The organism is Streptomyces sp. HP-A2021 (assembly GCF_022807935.1).
GTDB classification, from domain to species: Bacteria; Actinomycetota; Actinomycetes; order Streptomycetales; family Streptomycetaceae; genus Streptomyces; species Streptomyces afghaniensis.
On the sequence record NZ_CP094344.1, the window covers coordinates 1,559,851 to 1,579,850 of the forward strand.

Sequence of the window (20,000 nt, forward strand, 5' to 3'; positions counted from 1 at the left end):
AACTCCTTCGTGCTCCTTGATGCCGGCAGCATAGCGTTAATTCTCCACCCATTGCAACGATCGCCGCTTGCCCGTTGCATTGCTTCCAGTTCCATTGCAACGATTTCCAAGCTTTTACCTGCGTCGACAGCATTCGCACGCAACGACGATATTGCCGAAGTCGAGAACGCAACGTAGCTTTCCATCTGTCGAAACAACGAGCCGAAGGAGAGCACGATGACGGACCGCCCGGAGTTGCAGAAGGCCATTCAGGAGATCGTCGATTCCGGCTTCACCGGGGTGCAGTTGCGCGTGCACGACGAGCGAGGCGAGTGGGCCGGCAGCGCCGGCGTACGCGAGCTGGGCGAGAGCGCCGAGCCGCCGGTCGACGGACACTGCCGGATCGGCAGCAACACCAAGACCTTCATCGCGACCTTGGTGCTGCAACTCGTGGCCGAGGGCAGGATCGGGCTGGACACACCGGCGGACGACTACCTGCCCGAGTTCGGGCTGGACCGGCGCATCACGGTCCGGATGGTGCTCCAGCACACCAGCGGGGTGTTCAACTTCACCGGCGAGTTCTACGACGACGGGACGTTCGCACCGGGCATCCCCGTCTCGGGCAAGGAGTGGGTGGACAACCGGTTCAAGACCTACCGGCCGGAAGAGCTGGTACGGCTGGCGTTGTCCAAGCCTGCGCGTTTCGAGCCGGGGACGGACTGGAGTTACTCCAACACCAACTACGTGCTGGCCAAGCTGTTGATCGAGAAGGTCGCCGGCTGCCCGCTGGCCGATGAGGTGCAGCGGCGGATCCTGGGGCCGCTCGGACTGTCGGGCACCGTGGCGCCGTACACCCAGCAGGAGGTCCCCGCGCCGCATGCCCACGCCTACTACCGGTACGAGGAGGACGGCCGGCAGAAGACGGTGGACGTCACCCGCCAGAACCCCTCCTGGATCTCCGGCGGCGGTGACATGATCTCGACCACCCAGGACCTGCACACGTTCATCTCCGCGCTCCTGGGCGGCAAGCTCCTGCCGGCCCCGCTGCTGGCCGAGATGTGCACGCCGCATCCCAAGGCGGGTTACGGCCTGGGGGTGTTCGTCCAGAACACGGACGACGGCGGCACGATCATCACCCACAACGGCGGCATCACCGGCCACGCGGCGCTGATGTACAGCACGCCCGACGGCAGCAAGACCCTGACCGCCGCGCTGAACTACGTGGACGACGCAGCGATGTCCCTGGCCGAGCCGTTCCAGAAGGCGACACAGAGGCTCGTCAAGGAGGTGTTCGGCGGCAGTCGGACCGAGCAGGCCGCGTCGACGGACTGAGCCAGAACGCAGTGGGCCGAGGAGCAGCCGAGACGCGCCCGCACTCGCGCACGCACGGGAGGGGACGTGTCGGGGGGTGTCCGCCCGCAGCGGTTGGCGCGTCAACGGGGAGTCAGTCGGTACGCAACCCCATCGCGCCGTCCCGAGGACGGACACCCCCCGGCGCGGCCCCGACCCACCACCACCGCGTATGCGCTACGCGCACCCCCACGCAGGGCGCAGTCACCGCACCCGATGCCCTCACGCCACCGAAGCGATCCGCATCCTGATGTCCTCCGGCGACAGCGCCCCCTTCGCCGTCACATGATCCCCCGACGACTCCCCGCGCAGCCGCCGCCCGATCCACGGCACCAGAAACTCCCGCGCCCAGTGCACATCGTCCCGCCGAACCTCGAGCGGCCCCCGCGCCGGCAGCGGCGGCCACGGCTGCTCGGGGTCCGCCGGAACCTCCAGCCCGAGCACCTGCCCCGCGCGGAGCGCCACCCGCGTGTGCCCCTCGGGCGACAGGTGCAGCCGGTCGGCGTCCCAGGCCCTGCGGTCCTGGACACTGCGCAGGGACCACAGGTCGAGCACCGGGCAGTCGTACCGGTCGGCGATGGCCCGGACATGCCCGTTGTACGTCGCGATCTTGCCCCGCAGGTGCTTGAGCACGGGCATCCCCCGGGTGTCGAACCCAGTCGTCACCATCACCGTGCCGGCCACGGCGGTGAGCCGCACGAGGGCCCGCTCGAAGCGCTCGGCCACCTCGTCCGGGTCGGTACCCGGCCGGAGGATGTCGTTGCCCCCGGCGCAGAACGAGACGAGGTCCGGGGCCATTTCGACAGCCCGCGGAACCTGGTCCGCCACGATCTGGTCGAGGAGCTTCCCACGCACGGCGAGGTTCGTGTACTGGAAGTCGCCTTCGGGCCGGCGGTCGGCGAGCAGGACGGCGAACCGGTCGGCCCAGCCGACGAACGCCCCGTCGGGGCCGGGATCACCGACGCCCTCGGTGAAGCTGTCCCCCACCGCCACGTACGACCCGATCACTGCTCTGCTGTCACTCTTCGAATCGTCTGCCACAGCCGCACATGATTCACCTTCGAATGTGACTTACGCGACCGTAGGAAAGGGTTGACGGGCGGTGAGATAAGCCACTCCTAAAGTGTTAGCCAACTCCGGAATAGGTCACCCGTCAGCGATGTTGCGGGGTCAGTCGCCACACCCGGAACCCCGTGATCCGGAAGTGACTCCACACGGTCCGGAAGCCGAAGTGCCCACTTGTGTACGGCTCGGGGTCGCTGTAGTCGAACACGAGCCTCCCGTTGTTCCACCACCGCACCGTCGAACCGTCGGAGACGACCCGCACCCTGTTCGGCTCACCCGGCACCAGCAGCGGTTCGGTGTAGTCGTAGATCAGGGGCCGGACTCCGGGCTCACCGACATACCGCCGCAGCCGGGTCGTGGTGTTGTAGTTGGCACCGAAACCGGCGTAGTACGTCGTCAGGTGGTCGTACTCCGCCAGGGCCCCGGCACGCGGTGTGGCGAAGAGATCGCCCGGGGAGCGGACGTCGGTCGCGTTCCAGAAGTTGTTGAGGTCCGAGACCCGGTCGTTGACCCCGCCCTCGGACACGGGCGTGGCGGTGTACTCGAGCACGTACGGGCCTTCTAGCCGCCGCCTGAACCAGACGGTCGCGCCGCTCGGTACGTCGATCTCAAGGACGCCACGAGAGGCGGTGACCGTCCCGCCGTCCTGGAGCTCGGTCGCCCACTGGCCGAGGCCGTGGCAGAAGTCGTCGCGGGCGATGAGGCGGCGCTGACGCGACGCGGCGTTCACGCTCGCCGCCGTCGCCGTCGGGGCGAGCGCCGCCAGGGCGGCTCCGGCGGCCAGGGCTCCCAGCGCTCTGCGGGTGGTCGGCACGGGACACAGCTCCTCGGGGATCCGTCTGGAAAGCTCCAGAAAGCGCTTGCACTCCGGTCGGGATCACTCTGTCCCAACTGCCGCCCGCTGTCGATCCCTTGGGCCTGTCGGCGCCGGCACACACCGAAGGCCGGACCCGGGGATCGGGGTCCGGCCTTCGGTCGCGTGTCAGGCAGGTGGGTGTGCGGTCGGTCAGCCGACGGAGACGCCGTGCGAGCGCAGGAAGGCGACCGGGTCCACGTCCGAGCCGTAGTCAGGCGTGGTGCGGATCTCGAAGTGCAGGTGCGGTCCGGTCACGTTGCCGGTGGCGCCCGACAGTCCGACCTGCTGCCCGGCCGTCACGGTCTGGCCGGCCGAGACGGAGAGCTGGGACAGGTGGGCGTACTGGGCGTAGTAGCCGTCGGCGAGCTTGATGACGACCTGGTTGCCGTAGGCGCCGCCCCAGCCGGCGGAGACGACCGTGCCCGCGCCGACGGCCTTGAGCGAGGTACCGGTCGGAACGACGAAGTCGACACCGGTGTGGTAACCGCTGGACCACATGCTGCCGGACATGTGGTACGGGGTGCCGACGGTGGCACCGGCCACGGGGAGGGTGAAACCACTGGAGTTGCTCTCGGCGGCGGGCTTGGCGGCGGCCGGCTTGGCGGCGGTCTCCGCCTTCGGGGCCGACTCGGCGGCGGACGGCTTCGGGGCCGAGGCCTTCGGCGCGGACGGGGCAGAGGCCTTCGGGGCGCTCGCCGCCTTCTTGCCGATCGACAGCTTCAGGCCCGGGTGGATCAGCGACGGGTCGTCGCCGACGGCGTCACGGTTGTCCGAGTAGAGCTTCTTCCAGCCGCCGTCGACGTTCTGCTCGTCGGCGATCTTCGCGAGATAGTCACCGGCCCGCACGGTGTACGAGCGGGCGCCCGTGGCCTTTTCGGCGGCCTTCTTCTCGGCGGCCGGAGCGGACTGGACGGCCTTTTCCGGAGCCGACTGCGGGGTGGCGGCGTGGGCGCCGGCGGCCCCCATGAGCGGAAGGGCGAGAGCGGCCCCGCCGGTTCCGGCGACGGCGATGGAGCGGGTGAAACGCTGGGACTTCGGGCGGCGGTGCTTACCCTTCGCGGGCATGGCGAATTCCTCTCCGTCGCCTGCGAGGTGAGCTGTCGGGTTCGGACTGGAGATGCCCGGCCACGCCGAAGCGTGGCTTAACCCCAAGCCGTTCCGGGAACCGGAACAGGCGTCTTACCTGTGGGTCCCCCGCTCCTGCCGTACGTCGGGTCAGTGTGTGCGGGCTCCGGGCGGCGGCAGGATTAGGCGTCCGTCCGGATGGGTGTGGAACGTAAGCGACCAGGACGCAAAGGGACAAGCTTGCGGTTGCCCGTGACGGCGTTTTTCTTGACGCGTCGACAATTTTTCCGTCACGGAGCGTGGATTACCGATCTCCCGCATTCCGCAATACCCCTGATTGACGCCAGAATTACGTGCACATGGCAACAACACATCGTCACGAATATGACGATGCTCACGCACCCCGACCTCATCTCCTTTACGGTCGGGGCACGTTATGCCTAAATAACCGAAGCACTCCCTATTCGGACAGAACGGCTACTTGCGCTGAAGCCGGACGACGGTGGCGTCCAGATCCCCGCGCAGACCGACCCGCAACCCGTGGTGGAGCAGCACGGCGCCTCGATGAACTTCGCCCGTTTCGAGGCATTTGTACGATGCCGAGGGGTCAAGACCCCGCAGCCGGAGCGCCGGAACGGGCTCGCCGTAGCGCTGCGCCTGGAGCCAGGCGAGGACGACAATCTCGTCGCCGAGGGCATACTGCACTGCACTCAGACCGCCCTCCGGCGGGCGCAGCCGGTACAGGTCGCCGCGCTGCACCACGGGCCGGATCTCCTTGTAGAGCTCCACCCAGTCCCGCGCCTCGGCGAGTTCCCGCTCCGTCCACTTCGTGAGGTCGCCGCCGACCCCGAGCACTCCGGCCATGGCGCTGACGAACCGGAACCGCAGGGAGCTGGCCCGCTGGTTGAGCATGGCGTTCGGGCTGTCGGTGACCCAGGCCGCCATGACGCGGGCCGGATGGATCTGGCTGAAGCCGTGCTGGATGGCGAGCCGGTCGAGGGGGTCGGTGTTGTCCGAGGTCCACACCTGGTCCGTGCGGCCGAGCACACCGAGGTCGATCCGGCCGCCGCCGCCCGAGCAGGACTCGAAGGCCACCCCGGGGTGGGCGGCCCGCAGCCGGTCCAGCAGGCCGTACAGGGCGTGCACGTGGTCGATCCACAGCCGCTGCGGGTAGGGGTCGTCCGGCCAGCCGGCGTCGGTGAAGCAGCGGTTGAAATCCCACTTGACGTAGTCGATCGGCGCGCTGGAGAGGAGCCCGTCGAGCTGCTCCCAGAGGTACTCCTGGACGTCCTCACGAGCCAGGTTCAGTACGAGCTGATTGCGGAACTCCGTCCGCTTTCGTCCCGGTTGATGCTGCACCCAGTCCGGATGCGCGCGGTACAGGTCGCTGTCCGGGTTGACCATCTCCGGCTCGACCCAGATCCCGAACTGCATACCGAGGCCGTGCACGTGCTCGGCGAGCGGCTTGAGGCCGCCCGGGAAGCGGTCGGGATTGGGGGTCCAGTCACCGAGCCCGGCCCGGTCGCTGGTGCGCGCCCCGAACCAGCCGTCGTCGACCACGAACAGCTCGACGCCCATGGCGGCGGCCCGCTCGGCGAGCGCCCGCTGCTGCTCCTCGGAGATGTCGAACTCGGTGGCCTCCCAGGAGTTGAACAGCACCGGCCGGTCCTGGTCGGCGCCCGGGACCACGTACGTCCGCTGGTAGGCGTGCCAGGCGCGGCTGGCCCCGCCGTGGCCGCCGTCGGTCCAGAGCCCGGCGAAGACGGGGGTCGTGTACGACTCCCCCGTGCCCAGCATCAGCAGGCCCGAGTCGTCGTACCCGGCCCCGCCGGTGATCTGCACGCGCGCGTCCGGGAGCTGGGCCACGGCGATCCGCCAGGACCCGGACCAGCCCAGGGCGCATCCGTAGACCTCGCCGTGCTCCTCGGTCGCGTCGGTGTCGAGCGCGACCCACGGCAGGTGCTGGTGACCGGTGTGGCCGCGGCGGCTGCCGACGACCTTCTCGCCGTGGGTGAGGGCGGAGCGCTCCAGCCGGGACTCGGCGCCCCAGCGGCCGTGCAGCTGGGACAGCCGCCAGGTGTCGCGGTCGGGCAGGGTCCAGGTGGCGGAGTCGGCGCGCAGCACCTCGACGGCGGGTCCGTGGTTGTCGAGGGTCACCCAGCGCTCGACGACGTCCGTCGCGGAGCGCATCCGGTAGTGCAGCGTGACGGCCAGGTCGCCGTCGCGGAAGCGCAGCCGCAGCTCACCGTCCTCGGTGTCGTGGCCCTCGTAGGTCCACTCCGTGCCGCGCCGCTCGCCGGTGCGTACGGACAGGGCGGGCCGGGTGAAACGGGGGCCGCCCTCGACCGGATACTCCTCGCGTCCGTCGAGCGGTGACTCGAAGGGCCAGTAGTCCGGCAGCGGCCGGACGGCGAGGGCCTCGGCGTCGGCCAGGCCGATCCGGGCGCCCCAGTGCAGGTGCAGCAGCTCGTCGCGGTCGGTGACGTGGACGGCGTAGCTGCTGGCCGGCCCGGAGAGCACCCATGTACGACCGTCTTCGGAGATGTCCAGCATCAAGGCCTCACAGGTTCGAACAAGCCCGACCAGGTGCGACCAGGCCCCAACATCATCAAGCGCCGCGGGGGCTCCCGGCAACGCCTGTGGACAACTCATTGCCCCAGGCAGGCATGTCGTATCGTCGAGTGGTGCCCGTCGACGAGCCGCGCCGGCGGCGCCGAAGGGGAGGAGCCCTCGTGACACAGCAGGTCCCGTCGACCGAGCCCGAGCTGGCCGGAGTGCGCAACTTCCGCGATGTGGGCGGACTGCCGACCGTGGACGGACGGCGGGTGCGGCAGGGAGTGCTGTTCCGAAGCGGCCACCTCGCGCACGCGACCGGGGAGGACGCCGCCTTCCTGGCCACCCTGGGCCTGCACACGATCTTCGACTTCCGCAACGCGGCCGACCAGAAGCTCGAAGGGCCGGACGTCGAGCTGCCGGGCGTGCGCAATGTGAACCTGCCGCTGAGCGACCCCGCCGACGGCGCCGAGTTCTGGAAGATGGTGCGCGACGGCGACCTGGACCAGCTGCGCGCGATCCTCTCGGACGGCAAGGGCGTGGACCGGATGATCGCCTCATACCGCATGATCATCGGGAACCGCACGGCCGAGCACTCCCAGGTGCTGCACGCGCTCGCCGAGGACAGCGTCCCCGCCCTGATGCACTGCGCGGCGGGCAAGGACCGGGCGGGTCTGTCCATCGCGGTGACGCTCCTCGCCCTGGGTGTCGAGCGCGAGGCGATCGTCGACGACTACCTGAAGTCCAACGCCAAGCACCGCCGCTACAAGGTGCACCGCAGCAGCTCCGCCGCCTCGGCCTACTCCCCCGAGGTCATGGAGCTGCTCAGCCCCCTGTTCGACGCGCGCGCCGAGTACCTGACGGCGGCCTTCGACACCATCGAGGAGACCTGGGGCGGCGTCGACCCCTACTTGGAGAAGGGGCTCGGGCTCACCCCGCAGACCCGGGAGCGGCTGCGCGAGCGGCTGCTCGACTGACGTACGGCGCCCGGCCCGGCGGCTACTTGGCCCCCACCTCGAACAGCAGGTACACGAAGGCCGCGAAGACATGGCCCACGACGAGGTAGATGAGCAGCCGCACCCACAGGGCGCGGGGGAACTTCTCCTCCATGTCCTTCACGGCGTGTCTCCCGGGGTGGGGCCCAGGCACAGGGCGGCCGTGGGGCTCTGCAAGAGGGTGTGGACGAAGAGCAGTTCGACGCCGTCCGGGTCCTGGGCGGCGATCCGGTGCGGGGTCAGCGAGTCGAAGTGGGCGCTGTCGCCGGGCGCGAGCTGGTGCGTGGTGTCGCCGAGGCGCAGTCGCAGCCGTCCGCGCAGCACGTGCAGCCACTCCTCACCTGGATGGACGCGCACGATGTCGCCCTGGGAGCCGTACGGGACGTGGACGCGCAGGGCCTGCATCCCGCGCGCGGGCGCGCCGGCCTGCCAGTACGTCCAGCCGCCCGCCGCGGTCGGTTCCATGTCGGCGGCGCGGATGACGGCGTCCCGGGCGGCGGCCGTCTCACCGAGCAGCTCGGCGACCGTCGTACCGTAGATGCGGGCGAGCGCGAGCAGCATCGGCAGGGAGGGCTGGCGCTGCCCGGTCTCCAGGCGGGAGAGGTGGGCGGGCGACAGCCCGGCGGCGCGGGCCGCGGCCTCCAGGGTCAGGGAGGCCTGGCGTCGCAACGACCGCAGCTGGGGCGCGACGGCGGGCAGCGCATCCGCTGCCTGGTCAGGCGACGGGGCGGCCCCGGAGGACCGCTCGGTCTCGGAGGAGCTCATGCCTCCATTCAGCCGGAGCCTTGCCCGTGCGGCAAATTTCTTGCCTCAGAGGCAAAAGGTCAGCGGTTCGCCACCGCCTGCTTGACAAGCGTCTTGCCGAAGTCCCACATCAGGCCCCCGTCGTGCGCGTCGTCCATCACGGCCGTGAAGGCGTCGACGAACCGGTCCACCTCCCGCTCCCCGATGATCAGCGGCGGGATCAGCTTGATCACCTCCATGTGGTCGCCGGAGACCTGGGTGAGGATCCGGTGCTTCTGGAGCAGCGGTACGACGACCATCTGCGCGAACAGCCCCTTGCGCGCGGCCTGGAGCATGGCCCAGCGGCTGCGCAGCTTCAGCGACTTCGGCCTGCCGAACTCGATACCGATCATCAGGCCCCGGCCGCGGACGTCGGCGAGCATCTCGTACTTGTCCGTCAGCGCCGCGAGCCGGGACCTGAGCAGTTCCCCGGTGGCGCGGACACCGGCGACGATCTGCTCGTTCTCCATCACCGACAGCACCGCCAGGCCGGCCGCCATGGCCTGCGCGTTGGACCCGAAGCTCGCCGAGTGGACCAGCACCCGGTCCATCGACGAGTAGACCTTCTTGAAGATCCAGTCCTTGCCGAGCGTCGCCCCCACCGGTACGTAGCCGCCGGAGAGCGCCTTGGCCACGCACACCAGGTCGGGTTCCACCCCCTCCTCGTGCTGGTAGGCGTAGAAGTCGCCGGTGCGGCCGAGGCCCGTCTGCACCTCGTCGGCGATGAGCAGCGCCTTGTGCCGGTGCAGCAGTTCCTGGGCGGCCAGGAGATAGCCGGGCGGGGCTGCCAGCACGCCCTTGCCCTGGATCGGCTCGACGATCAGGGCGGCGACGTCACCCTTGCGCAACTCCCTGTCCAGCGCGTCGAGGTCGCCGAGCGGTACGGCCGTGTCGGGCAGCAGCGGGGCGAAGCCGTCCCGGAAGCCGGACTCGCCGTTGACGGAGAGGGAGCCGGTGGTCAGGCCGTGGAAGGCGTGCGCGCAGTACAGGACTCTGGGTCTGCCGGTGACGAAGCGGGCGAACTTCAGCGCTCCCTCGACGGCCTCCGTTCCGCTGTTGCCGAAGAACACCCGGTCCAGGTGCGGGCTGTGCGCGAGCAGCTTCTCGGCCAGCAGGCCCGGCAGCGGCTGGCAGTCGAACCGGGTGAGGTCGGCGAGCCGGGCGTCCAGGACGTCGTGCAGCGCCTTGCGCACCACGGGGTGGTGGCGGCCCAGGCCCATCACCCCGAACCCGGCGAGCATGTCCAGGTAGTCGTTGCCGTCCGCGTCGTAGAAGTAGGCGCCCTCGGCGCGCTCGTAGACCTTGTCGAAGCCGATGGTGTGCAGCATGCGCGGGAGCTGGTGGTTCAGGTACCGGGTGTGCAGCTCGTAGCGCTCGGCTCCGCGCTCGGCCAGAGTTGCGCCGAGGTCGAACTCCCCGGCCTGTGACGGCTCCGACGCGGATTCGGCGGTGGTCATTCCTGTGGCTCCTCGGACAGCTCTTTCTTCACGGTCAGGCTCGCGCTGATCCGTCCGGCGACCTCGACGGGTGTCAGGCCGATGTCGGCGAGCACCTCGCCGCGCTTGGCGTGCGCGAGGAACTGCTCCGGGATCCCGAAGCGCCGTACGGGCACGTCGACGTCGGCGTCTCCCAGGGCCAGCGCCACGGCCGAACCGACCCCGGCCGCCCGGCTGTTGTCCTCGACGACGGCGACCAGGCGGTGCTCGGCGGCGAGACCGGGCAGCGCCGGGTCGACGGGCTTGACCCAGCGGGGGTCGACGACGGTGCAGCCGATGCCGCGGGCTTCGAGCAGCTCGGCGGCCTGGAGGCACACCGGCGCCATGACACCGACGGCGACCAGAAGCACCTCCGCTCGATCGGCGCGGTGCAGCACGTCGAGTCCGCCCACCCGGTCGACCGCCGGGATCGACGGGCCGACGGACTCCTTCGGGAAGCGCAGCAGCGTCGGCGCGTCGTCGACGGCGACCGCCTCGCGCAGCTGGGCGCGCAGCTGGTCGGCGTCGCGCGGCGCGGCGATCCTGAGGCCGGGGACGACCTGGAGGACGGACATGTCCCACATGCCGTTGTGGGAGGGCCCGTCGACGCCGGTGACACCGGCCCGGTCCAGCACGAAGGTCACCCCGCACCGGTGCAGGGCCACGTCCATCAGGAGCTGGTCGAAGGCGCGGTTGAGGAAGGTGGCGTAGACGGCGACGACCGGGTGCAGGCCGCCCGTCGCCAGGCCCGCAGCGGACACGGCCGCGTGCTGCTCGGCGATACCGACGTCCCACACCCGGTCCGGGAACCGCTCGGCGAACCTGCCCAGGCCGACCGGATGGAGCATGGCGGCGGTTATCGCGACCACGTCGTCCCGTTCCTCACCGATCCGGACGATCTCGTCGCCGAACACCGAGGTCCACGAGGGGCCGCCCGCCGGGGAGAGCGGCGCGCAGGTCAGCGGGTCCATGACGCCGACGGTGTGGAAGTGGTCCTCCTCGTGGGCGAGAGCGGGTTCGTAGCCGCGGCCCTTCTCCGTGAGGCAGTGGACGAGGACCGGACCGTGGAAGCGTTTCGCGCGCCGCAGGGCGGACTCCACGGCCCCGATGTCGTGCCCGTCGATCGGGCCCACGTACTTCAGGCCCAGGTCCTCGAACAGGCCCTGCGGGGCGAACGCGTCCTTGAAGCCCTTCTTCGCGCCGTGCAGGGCCTCGTAGAGAGTGTTTCCGACCAGGGGCGTCGCCTGGAGCACGTCCTTGCCCCACGCGAGGACCCGCTCGTAGCTGTCGGTCGTGCGCAGCGTCGCGAGGTGGTTGGCGAGGCCGCCGATGGTCGGGGCGTAGGAGCGTTCGTTGTCGTTGACGACGATGATCAGCGGGCGGTTCTTGGCGGCCGCGATGTTGTTCAGCGCCTCCCAGGCCATGCCTCCGGTCAGGGCGCCGTCCCCGATCACCGCGACGACGTGGCCCTTCTCCCCCTGCACCTGGCGGGCCTTGGCGAGCCCGTCGGCCCAGCCCAGCGCCGTGGAGGCGTGGCTGTTCTCGATGACGTCGTGCTCGGACTCCTCGCGCGAGGGGTAGCCCGACAGGCCGCCCTTGCCGCGCAGCTTGGAGAAGTCCTGGCGCCCGGTCAGCAGTTTGTGGACGTAGCTCTGGTGGCCGGTGTCCCACAGGATGCGGTCGACCGGCGACTCGAAGACCCGGTGCAGGGCGACGGTGAGCTCCACCACCCCCAGGTTGGGCCCCAGATGACCTCCGGTCCTGGCGACCGCGTGCACCAGGAACTCCCTGATCTCGTCGGACAGTTCGCGAAGTTCCGGCTCGGACAGCGCCTTCAGGTCGCGTGGTCCCCGGATGCTCTCCAGAATCGTCACGCTCGGGCCCCCTTCGGTTCCGTGCTGTTCAGCTCACGGTGACGGCCGGCTCCCCCGACCCCACGCCGTCCTGCTCCATCTGCTCGGCGAGCTTCATCGCCTCTTCGATCAGCGTCTCGACGATCTTCGACTCGGGGACGGTCTTGATGACCTCGCCCTTCAAGAAGATCTGACCCTTGCCGTTGCCGGAGGCCACCCCCAGATCGGCCTCCCGCGCCTCGCCGGGTCCGTTGACCACACACCCCATGACGGCGACCCGCAACGGCACTTCCATGCCCTCGAGTCCGGCCGTGACCTCGTCGGCGAGCTTGTAAACGTCGACCTGGGCGCGCCCGCAGGACGGGCAGGAGACGATCTCCAGCCGGCGCTGCCGCAGCCCCAGGGACTCGAGGATCTGGATGCCGACCTTGACCTCCTCGGCCGGCGGCGCGGACAGCGACACCCGGATCGTGTCGCCGATGCCCTGCGACAGCAGCGCGCCGAACGCCACCGCCGACTTGATCGTGCCCTGGAACGCCGGGCCCGCCTCCGTCACGCCGAGGTGCAGCGGGTAGTCGCAACTCTCGGCGAGCTGCCGGTACGCCTCGATCATCACGACCGGGTCGTTGTGCTTGACGGAGATCTTGATGTCCCGGAAGTCGTGCTCCTCGAACAGGGACGCCTCCCACAGCGCGCTCTCCACGAGCGCCTCCGGGGTCGCCTTGCCGTACTTCTGGAGCAGCCGCCGGTCCAGCGACCCGGCGTTGACGCCGATCCGGATCGGGGTGCCGTGGTCCTTGGCGGCCTGCGCGATCTCCTTGACCCGGTCGTCGAACTGCTTGATGTTGCCGGGGTTGACGCGGACCGCGGCGCAGCCCGCCTCGATGGCCGCGAACACGTACTTCGGCTGGAAGTGGATGTCCGCGATCACCGGGATCTGCGACTTGCGCGCGATGGTCGCGAGCGCGTCCGCGTCGTCCTGCGTGGGACAGGCGACCCGCACGATCTGACAGCCGGACGCGGTGAGTTCCGCGATCTGCTGCAAGGTGGCGCCGATGTCGGACGTACGGGTCGTCGTCATCGACTGCACCGACACCGGGGCCCCGCCCCCGACCGCCACCGGACCGACCTGGATCCGGCGCGAGACGCGCCGCTCCGCGATCGGCCGGACCGGTACCTGGGGAACGCCCAGCGGGATGGCGGTCATGGCCTCACTCCCGGTTTCCGGAGACCGTCTCGCGCATGGCGCGCAGGGACTCCTTCAGCGATCCCATGGTGGCGAGGACGGCGGTGGGCTCGTAGCCGCAGTGCGCCATGCAGTTGGCGCAGCGCGGGTCCTTGCCGCGGCCGTACTTGTCCCAGTCGGTGTCCTCGACCAGCTCCCGGTACGTCGGCACATAGCCGTCGGCCATCAGGTAGCACGGGCGCTGCCAGCCGAACAGGGAGTAGTTCGGGATCGCCCAGGCCGTGCACGGGAAGTCGACCTTGCCCTCCAGGAAGTCCAGGAAGAGCGGGGAGTGGTTGAGCCGCCAGCGCCGCCGGTTGCCGCCGGCGAAGGCCTTCTTGAACAGCTCGCGGGTCTGCTCCACGCCGAGGAAGTGCTCCTGGTCGGGGGCCTTCTCGTAGGCGTAGGCGGGCGAGATCATCATCTCGTCGACCTTGAGGTCGTCGTTGAGGAAGTTCAGCACCTCGATGATGGTCTGCGGGGTGTCGGTGTTGAAGAAGGTCGAGTTGGTGGTCACCCGGAAGCCCTGCCGCTTGGCCTCCTTGATGGCCTCGACCGCCTCGTCGAACACGCCCTCCTTCGCCACCGACTCGTCGTGCCGCTCGCGCAGCCCGTCGATGTGCACCGCGAAGGCGAAGTAGGGGGAGGGCTTGAACTTGTCCATCTTCTTGCGCAGCAGCAGGGCGTTGGTGCACAGGAAAACGTACTTCCGCCTGGCCACCAGCTGACGCACGATCTCGTCGATCTGGGGATGCATCAGCGGCTCGCCGCCTGCGATGGACACCATGGGGGCACCGGACTCCAGCACGGCCCCCACGGCCTGGGCGACCGGCATCCGCTGCTTGAGCACCCCGGCCGGGTGCTGGATCTTGCCGCACCCCTCGCACTTGAGGTTGCAGGCGTACAGCGGCTCCAGCTCGACGATGAGCGGGAACTTGTCCCGCCGGCGCAGCTTCTGTTCAGCCAAGTACGTAGCGACCTTGATGGACTGTCGGAGCGGCATGGCCATCTGGCTCACCTCCTGGGGAGCAGCAAGGAACGGTGCCATTCGAAGAAAGCGGGTAGGACGGAACGAAGAACACGGAAAGCTGATATTCCACCGCGCACCGTGCCGATCCGGACGAGTTCATGTTCTGGAGCGTCCACGACCACCCGGACGGCCGCAACCGGGCGCTCGCCCGCGCGCACGGCGCTCAGGAGCGTGGCCGCCGACTCCATGTCGGCCGCGATCGCGCCGGTCGCGCGCAGATCCGACCGTTCGTGACCGCGTACGACGTGGTCGGAGCCGGTGAGCGGCCCGGTGTGCACGGTCCGCCCGGGCACCGCGCGGCCCAGCTCCTTGACCAGCAGTTCGGTCCCGACGCAGGCGGTCGTACCGCGCGGGTCGCGGGTCTCCTCGGCGACGACCAGGTCACCGGGGTGCATACCGGGCGCGAGCCCCGCGCAGAAGCCGGTGGCCAGGACCGGGGCGTCACGCAGGGCCGGGTCGGCGAGCATCCGGGTGACGGACCGCTCGGCCGCCGCCGGCCCCATGCCGGTCCGCAGCACGGTGACCGGCCCGCCGGCGCCGCCACGGTCCCCCGCGCGCAGGGCGAACTGCTCGATGCCGAGCGCGCAGGCGATCAGCAGCGGGGCCGGAGCGGGCTGTGTGCTCATTCAGCTCCCCTCGGCGTCGGCGAGCGGCTTCCCGGTCTCCCCGCTCGCCTTGGCCGCGGCGAGCGGTTTGCTGACCTCTCCGCTCCCTTCGTCCGCCGCGTTCGGCTTCCCGGCCGCCCCGCTGCCCCGGTGCCGGTCGGCGAAGGGCTCCCCGTGCAGGTACCGGCCGAGCGCGGTGAGCGGGAACACCTGCCGGTAGAGGTGGTAGTTGATCGAGAAGTCCCACGGGAAGCCCGTCCCCGTGAAGTACGGCTCGTCCCAGGAACCGTCCTCCCGCTGGGTGGCGGCGAGCCACTCGATGCCGCGTTCGACGGCCTTGGAGTCCCGCTCCCCCGCCGCGAGCAGGGCCATCAGGGCCCACGCCGTCTGGGAGGCGGTCGAGGCGCCCCTGCCGCTCCACTCCCTGACGTACCTGTAGGAGCGCAGGTCCTCGCCCCAGCCGCCGTCGTCGTTCTGGACCGACTCCAGCCAGGCCACGGCCCGGCGGATCGCCGGGTGCGCGGCGGGGATGCCCGCAGCGACCAGGGCGGGTACGACGGACCCGGTGCCGTAGACGTAGTTGACGCCCCAGCGCCCGAACCAGGAGCCGTCGGGCTCCTGTTCTGCCAGCAGCCACTCGATGCCGCGCCGGGTGCGCGGGTCGTGGGCGAGGCCCTCCACCGCGAGCATCTCGACGACGTGCGCGGTGACATCGGCGGAGGGCGGGTCGATGACCTCACCGAAGTCGCAGAACGGCAGCCGGTTCGGGAACGGGCTGGTGTTGTCGACGTCGAAGGCGGCCCACGCGCCGTTCTTCGACTGCATGCCGAGCGTCCAGCGCACACCGCGCCCCACGGCCTTGTCGACCCGCACCGGGTCGTGGTGGGCGATCCGGCGCAGCGCGAGGACCACCTCGGCGGTGTCGTCGATGTCTGGGTAGTTGTCGTTGTGGAACTCGAACGCCCAGCCCCCGGGCGGCAGTCCGGGCCGCTGCACCGACCAGTCACCGGGCCGGACGATCTCCTCGCCCAGCATCCAGTCCGCGGCCTTCACCAACTGCGGGTGGTCGGCGGGCAGTCCGGCGTCCGCGAGCGCGATCGCGGCCAGGCAGGTGTCCCACACCGGCGACTGGCAGGCCTCGATCATCCGGGCCCCGTCCTCGCGCCACACGGCGAACCGGTCCAGGGACGCCAGCCCCTCCCGCATCACCGGGTGCTCCAGGTCGTAGCCGAGCAGATGCAGGGCGATGATCGAGTACACGGCCGGGGGCTGGATGCCGCCCCAGCAGCCGTCGTTCTCCTGCCGCTCGATGATCCAGCGGGCCGCGCTGTTCATCGCGGCTCTGCGCAGCCGGCGCGGCGCGACCTTCCGCAGGGCGTGCAGGCCCTTGTCCATCCGCTGGAAGGCGCCGTCCCAACTGAACGCCGGGGCGAGCGGCTTGGCCGGGTTCGGACGGTCCGGGTCGGTGTGCAGTTCGTCCAGCGGGAAGGGCGCCGGGCGTACCGGCCGTTTCGCGGAGACGATCGTCAGCGGGACGATGGTCTGCCGCGCCCAGCAGCCGAAGTCGTAGATGTTGAGCGGCACCCACTTCGGGAAGTAGATGAGCTCCGGCGGGAGTTCGGGCAGGTCCTCCCACTTCCACCAGCCGAACAGGGCCAGCCAGATGCGGGTGAAGACCCGTGCGGCGGCGATGCCGCCCTGCTCGCGAATCCAGGCGGAGGCCCTCGCCATGTGCGGTGCGCCGGGCTCGTCGCCGGCCAGGCGGAGGGCGACGTAGGCCTCGACGGTGGCGGAGAGTTCGCCGGGGCCGCCGTAGAAGGTGGCCCAGGCGCCGTCCTCGCGCTGCTCGCCTCGGATGAAGAGCGCGGCGGCCCGGGTGGTCTTCTCGTCGCGGATGCCCAGGAACTGGCGGAGCATCAGGTCCTCGGCGTCCATCGTGACGTTGGTCTCGAGGTCGCCCTTCCACCAGCCCTGGGCGTCCTGGAGGGAGAGCAGGAAGTCGGTGGCGCGTTGTGCGGCGCGGGCGGCGGCTTGCGGTACCCCGGCCGCCGCGGGGGTGGTGTTGTCGATGGCGGTGTCGCTGGCCGCGGCAGCGCGGGGTGGCAGGGCCCCGGTGCTTCCGTCGGTCGTCGCTGTCATGGCTTCCCCTTCGTGCAGTGGTGCAAGGTGTGCAGCTGCTGTGGGTCCGCCGTCGGCCGGTGCTCCGTGGTGTCTCGCGGCACCGGCCGGCGACTACGCGAGGGCTATTCGACCGATAGTGATCATCTCTTTCGTACGACGACGAAGTCCGCGAGGGCCGTGAACTGCTCCCGCACCCGGTCGGGCATGTCCACGGCGTCGAGGGCTTCGATGGCGATGGTGTGCTGACGGCGTGCCTCGTCGGCGGTCCACTCGCGGCCGCCCGCCTCCTCGATGAGGGCGGCGCGGGCCGCGAACTCCTCCTCGGAGAAGTTCTCGACGTCGCTGCTCTTGGCGTCGGCGGCGAGGATCTCGCCGAGCCGCTCGGAGGCGGGGCCGCCGGCCGCGAGCGCGGCCACGACGGGCAGCGACTTCTTGCGCTGGCGCAGGTCGCTCCAGGTCTGCTTGCCGGTGGAGACCGGGTCGCCCCAGATGCCGAGGAGGTCGTCGACGGCCTGGAAGGCGAGGCCCAGGTGGTAGCCGTACTTCTCCAGCGTGTCGGCGGTGCGGTCGTCGGCGCCACCGAGGACGGCACCGATGGAGCTGGCGCAGGCGAGCAGGGCGCCGGTCTTGTTGCCCTCCATCTCCAGGCACTCCTCGACGGTGACGCGGTCGCGGTGCTCGTAGGAGATGTCCTGGGCCTGACCGTCGATCAGGGCGCGGGTGGCTGTGGTCAGGCGGCGGGTGGCGCGGCCGGCCTCGACGGTGCCGAGTTCGAGGAGCACCTCGTTGGCGAGGGCGAACAGGGCGTCGCCGACCAGGATGGCCTGGGCGGGGCCGTGCACCTTCCAGACCGTGTCGCGGTGGCGGCGCTGCTCGTCGCCGTCCATCAGGTCGTCGTGGAGGAGGGAGAAGTTGTGGACGAGTTCCACGGCGACGGCGCCGGGGATGCCGGTCTCGGGGGCGGCTGACATGACCTCGGCGGACAGCACCGCGAGGGCGGGGCGCACGGCCTTGCCGCCGTCACCCGCCGCGGGCCGGCCCTGGGCGTCGATCCAGCCGAAGTGGTAGGCGGCAACAGTGTCCATGGGAGGTGCCAGGCGGTCGATGGCCGCCCGCAGTACCGGAGTGGCCAGAGTCCGGCCGCGCTCCAGGAGCGCGGTCACGTCCACCGCGGTCTCTCGAGCGGCCTTCGAGGCCGGGGGCACAGTGGGCACAGTCTCTCCTCTTGTTGCGGTACCGGGGGTGCGGGGGCCGCTTGTCGCGCCGTGCCGAGCGAGCATCACGCCGCCTCCTCGAACTCGAAGAGGTGCTGCGGGCGGGGCCGGCCCAGGGCGCCCAGCACGGCGTCCGCCGCGCCGACTCCACTGCGGACCGCACTCTCCATGGTCGCGGGCCACCCGGTGGCGGTCCACGCTCCGGCCAGGTACAGGCCGGATGCCTTGGTGCGGGCGCCGGGCCTGAGGCGGCCGACGCCGGGGGTGGGAGCGAACGTCGCGGTGCGCTCCCGGGTGACGAAGAAGTCCAACACTTGGGCGCCGCGGGCCGGCGGGAGCAGCCGCTCCAGCTCGGGCAGGTACCGCTCGCGCAGCACTGCCACGGGTTCGTCGATCTCGTCCTGGGCCACCGACTGCGACAGCGCGAGGTACTGCCCCTCGCGCAGTCCGGACGCCTCGGTCCGGTCGAACACCCACTGCACCGGGGTGCCGAGGGCGGCGAAGAACGGCCGGGCGAGCACCTTGCGGTCGTAGACCACATGGACGTTGAGGATCGGCGCGGTGCCGATCTCCAGGAGCCGCTCGGGTGCGTCGAGGGCACCCGCGGGCAGCAGGTCGTGCGCCTCGCGCTGCGGTACGGCGAGCACGACGGCGTCGGCCTGGAGCGTCTCGCCGGGAACCTGAACGCTCCACCCTCCGTTCACGTTCTCGGAGACGGAGGTGACGCGTGTACGGACCTCTGTACGGACGCCCGCCGAGTCGAGCGCCTTGCGGGCCAGCCGGTCGTGCAGGTCGCCGAGCGGGACCCGCGCCCAGCCGATGTCGGCGGCGCCCGGGTCGGACAGCAGACCGGTCTTGAACACCATCGCGGCGAGCCCCAGGGAGGCGTCACCCGCGACGGCGTTGAGGGTGGCGACCCCGACCAGGTCCCACAGGGCCTCGACGGCGCGCTCCGACTGGCCGTGCGCGGCCAGCCAGCTGCCGAAGTCCTGCGTGTCCAGGGCCGGATCGGCGAGGTCGAGCCCCTTGAGCGCGAGCGCTGCCCGGCCCACCTTGGCGCGGTCGGCGAGCGACAGGTGCGGATAGGTGGCGAGGCTGCGGCCCAGGTGCAGGGGCACGGGCAGCGCGTCGCGCCGCAGCCTGCCGAGCCGCCGCCCCGCGGGCCGCGCGGCGTCCAGGACGGGCACGTCGAGCCGGTCCTGGAGCGGAGCCAGCGCCGCGCCCTCGATGCGGTCGAGGAACCAGCGGTAGGCGGTGCAACAGCGCAGGTACACATGCTGTCCGTTGTCGACGGTCAGCTCGCCGCGCTGGAAGGAGAAGGCCAGGCCGCCGAGTCTCGGCCTGCCCTCCAGCAGGGTGACGCGCACGCCGGCGTCGGCGAGCGCGAGCGCGGTGGTGATGCCGGCGAGCCCGCCGCCCACCACGACGGTGTGCCGCCCGTCGGCGACCGGTCCCTGGGACCCCGTGCCGTGGGTCATCGTGCACCCTCCCCTGCGCGCCGGCCGCACTGCTCGAACGGCGCGCGACCGACCGTCTCCGTCAGGGACGCGGCCCCACGCCGGAGGGTTGCCCGCCGCTTGTCTCCGACGGTGCGCCCGGGAGGTGTGTCGCGCCCACGCTCGACCGCCGGGGTCATGCGAGTCTCAACGCCCGGCCCGCCGCCGGCACTCCCCCACCGACGGACCAGCGAGACCACCGGCTCAGTCCCGCGGCAAGCCCGCGGGACGTCGCACCCACGCTCGCCCACCGGGGCCACGCGGGCAGAACCGCCCCGCCCCGCACCCGCGCGGCGGGTGTGAGGCCGGTCGCCGGTGGCGTCTGGCTGGACCGG

The 20,000-nt window shown here is 70.8% G+C and carries 17 protein-coding genes and 1 riboswitch; of the genes, 2 read left to right on the forward strand and 15 right to left on the reverse strand.

The features are described from left to right. Positions 1-216: 216 nt before the first annotated feature. A complete protein-coding gene (locus tag MQE23_RS07080; RefSeq protein WP_243378584.1) occupies positions 217-1,311 on the forward strand; it encodes a serine hydrolase domain-containing protein in 1,095 nt (364 codons plus the stop codon). A gap of 240 nt (positions 1,312-1,551) precedes the next feature. Here MQE23_RS07080 and MQE23_RS07085 read toward each other — a convergent pair whose 3' ends face one another. From MQE23_RS07085 to MQE23_RS07100, 4 genes are all read right to left on the reverse strand, one after another. Continuing rightward, a complete protein-coding gene (locus MQE23_RS07085) occupies positions 1,552-2,337 on the reverse strand; it encodes an SGNH/GDSL hydrolase family protein (protein WP_243382530.1) in 786 nt (261 codons plus the stop codon). Positions 2,338-2,482: 145 nt separating this feature from the next. Then, positions 2,483-3,208, reverse strand: a complete 726-nt coding sequence (locus MQE23_RS07090) for a DUF6250 domain-containing protein (protein ID WP_020272229.1) — start codon at positions 3,206-3,208, stop codon at positions 2,483-2,485. Positions 3,209-3,400: 192 nt separating this feature from the next. Next, positions 3,401-4,315: a LysM peptidoglycan-binding domain-containing M23 family metallopeptidase gene (locus MQE23_RS07095; protein WP_243378585.1), complete on the reverse strand. Its 915-nt coding sequence runs from the start codon at positions 4,313-4,315 to the stop codon at positions 3,401-3,403. 4 nt (positions 4,316-4,319) lie between these two features. Then, positions 4,320-4,481: riboswitch (cyclic di-AMP (ydaO/yuaA leader) on the reverse strand. A gap of 311 nt (positions 4,482-4,792) precedes the next feature. Continuing rightward, entirely contained in the window at positions 4,793-6,868 is a 2,076-nt protein-coding gene (locus tag MQE23_RS07100; RefSeq protein ID WP_243378586.1) for an alpha-galactosidase, read from the reverse strand. A 179-nt stretch (positions 6,869-7,047) separates the two neighbouring features. On the opposite strand from MQE23_RS07100, the gene MQE23_RS07105 reads away from it, so the two are divergent. After that, positions 7,048-7,845 (forward strand): tyrosine-protein phosphatase, encoded by a 798-nt coding sequence (locus MQE23_RS07105; protein WP_020272226.1) that lies wholly within the window; start codon positions 7,048-7,050, stop codon positions 7,843-7,845. 22 nt (positions 7,846-7,867) lie between these two features. Here the strand turns inward: MQE23_RS07105 and MQE23_RS07110 are convergent, their stop codons facing one another. The 11 genes from MQE23_RS07110 to MQE23_RS43630 all read right to left on the reverse strand — a co-directional run bounded on the left by MQE23_RS07110 (position 7,868) and on the right by MQE23_RS43630 (position 19,805). Next, positions 7,868-7,987 (reverse strand): DUF6126 family protein, encoded by a 120-nt coding sequence (locus MQE23_RS07110; protein WP_020272225.1) that lies wholly within the window; start codon positions 7,985-7,987, stop codon positions 7,868-7,870. Beyond that, positions 7,984-8,628 carry an XRE family transcriptional regulator gene (locus MQE23_RS07115; RefSeq protein WP_020272224.1) on the reverse strand — a complete coding sequence of 215 codons (645 nt, stop codon included), beginning with the start codon at positions 8,626-8,628 and terminating at the stop codon, positions 7,984-7,986. Before MQE23_RS07115 ends, MQE23_RS07110 begins: the two co-directional genes overlap by 4 nt. 59 nt (positions 8,629-8,687) lie before the next feature. Then, the gene (locus MQE23_RS07120; protein WP_020272223.1) at positions 8,688-10,103 is read right to left on the reverse strand and encodes an aspartate aminotransferase family protein; all 1,416 of its coding nucleotides are present in this window, start codon (positions 10,101-10,103) and stop codon (positions 8,688-8,690) included. Next, positions 10,100-11,995, reverse strand: a complete 1,896-nt coding sequence (gene dxs / locus MQE23_RS07125) for a 1-deoxy-D-xylulose-5-phosphate synthase (RefSeq protein WP_243378587.1) — start codon at positions 11,993-11,995, stop codon at positions 10,100-10,102. Before dxs ends, MQE23_RS07120 begins: the two co-directional genes overlap by 4 nt. A 28-nt stretch (positions 11,996-12,023) precedes the next feature. After that, positions 12,024-13,181, reverse strand: coding sequence for a flavodoxin-dependent (E)-4-hydroxy-3-methylbut-2-enyl-diphosphate synthase (ispG, locus tag MQE23_RS07130; RefSeq protein WP_243378588.1), 1,158 nt, complete (start codon positions 13,179-13,181; stop codon positions 12,024-12,026). Between the two features lie 4 nt (positions 13,182-13,185). Beyond that, entirely contained in the window at positions 13,186-14,208 is a 1,023-nt protein-coding gene (hpnH, locus tag MQE23_RS07135; RefSeq protein ID WP_020272220.1) for an adenosyl-hopene transferase HpnH, read from the reverse strand. Between the two features lie 5 nt (positions 14,209-14,213). After that, positions 14,214-14,855, reverse strand: a complete 642-nt coding sequence (locus tag MQE23_RS07140) for a 1-hydroxy-2-methyl-2-butenyl 4-diphosphate reductase (RefSeq protein WP_243378589.1) — start codon at positions 14,853-14,855, stop codon at positions 14,214-14,216. After that, positions 14,856-16,973 carry a squalene--hopene cyclase gene (gene shc / locus MQE23_RS07145; RefSeq protein WP_243378590.1) on the reverse strand — a complete coding sequence of 706 codons (2,118 nt, stop codon included), beginning with the start codon at positions 16,971-16,973 and terminating at the stop codon, positions 14,856-14,858. A 122-nt stretch (positions 16,974-17,095) separates the two neighbouring features. After that, a complete protein-coding gene (locus MQE23_RS07150) occupies positions 17,096-18,235 on the reverse strand; it encodes a polyprenyl synthetase family protein (protein ID WP_082319842.1) in 1,140 nt (379 codons plus the stop codon). Continuing rightward, complete coding sequence (gene hpnE / locus MQE23_RS07155; RefSeq protein ID WP_243378591.1) at positions 18,235-19,647, reverse strand: hydroxysqualene dehydroxylase HpnE; 1,413 nt, start codon at positions 19,645-19,647, stop codon at positions 18,235-18,237. Before hpnE ends, MQE23_RS07150 begins: the two co-directional genes overlap by 1 nt. Continuing rightward, positions 19,644-19,805 carry a DUF6380 family protein gene (locus MQE23_RS43630; RefSeq protein WP_342364981.1) on the reverse strand — a complete coding sequence of 54 codons (162 nt, stop codon included), beginning with the start codon at positions 19,803-19,805 and terminating at the stop codon, positions 19,644-19,646. Before MQE23_RS43630 ends, hpnE begins: the two co-directional genes overlap by 4 nt. Positions 19,806-20,000 lie beyond the last annotated feature (195 nt).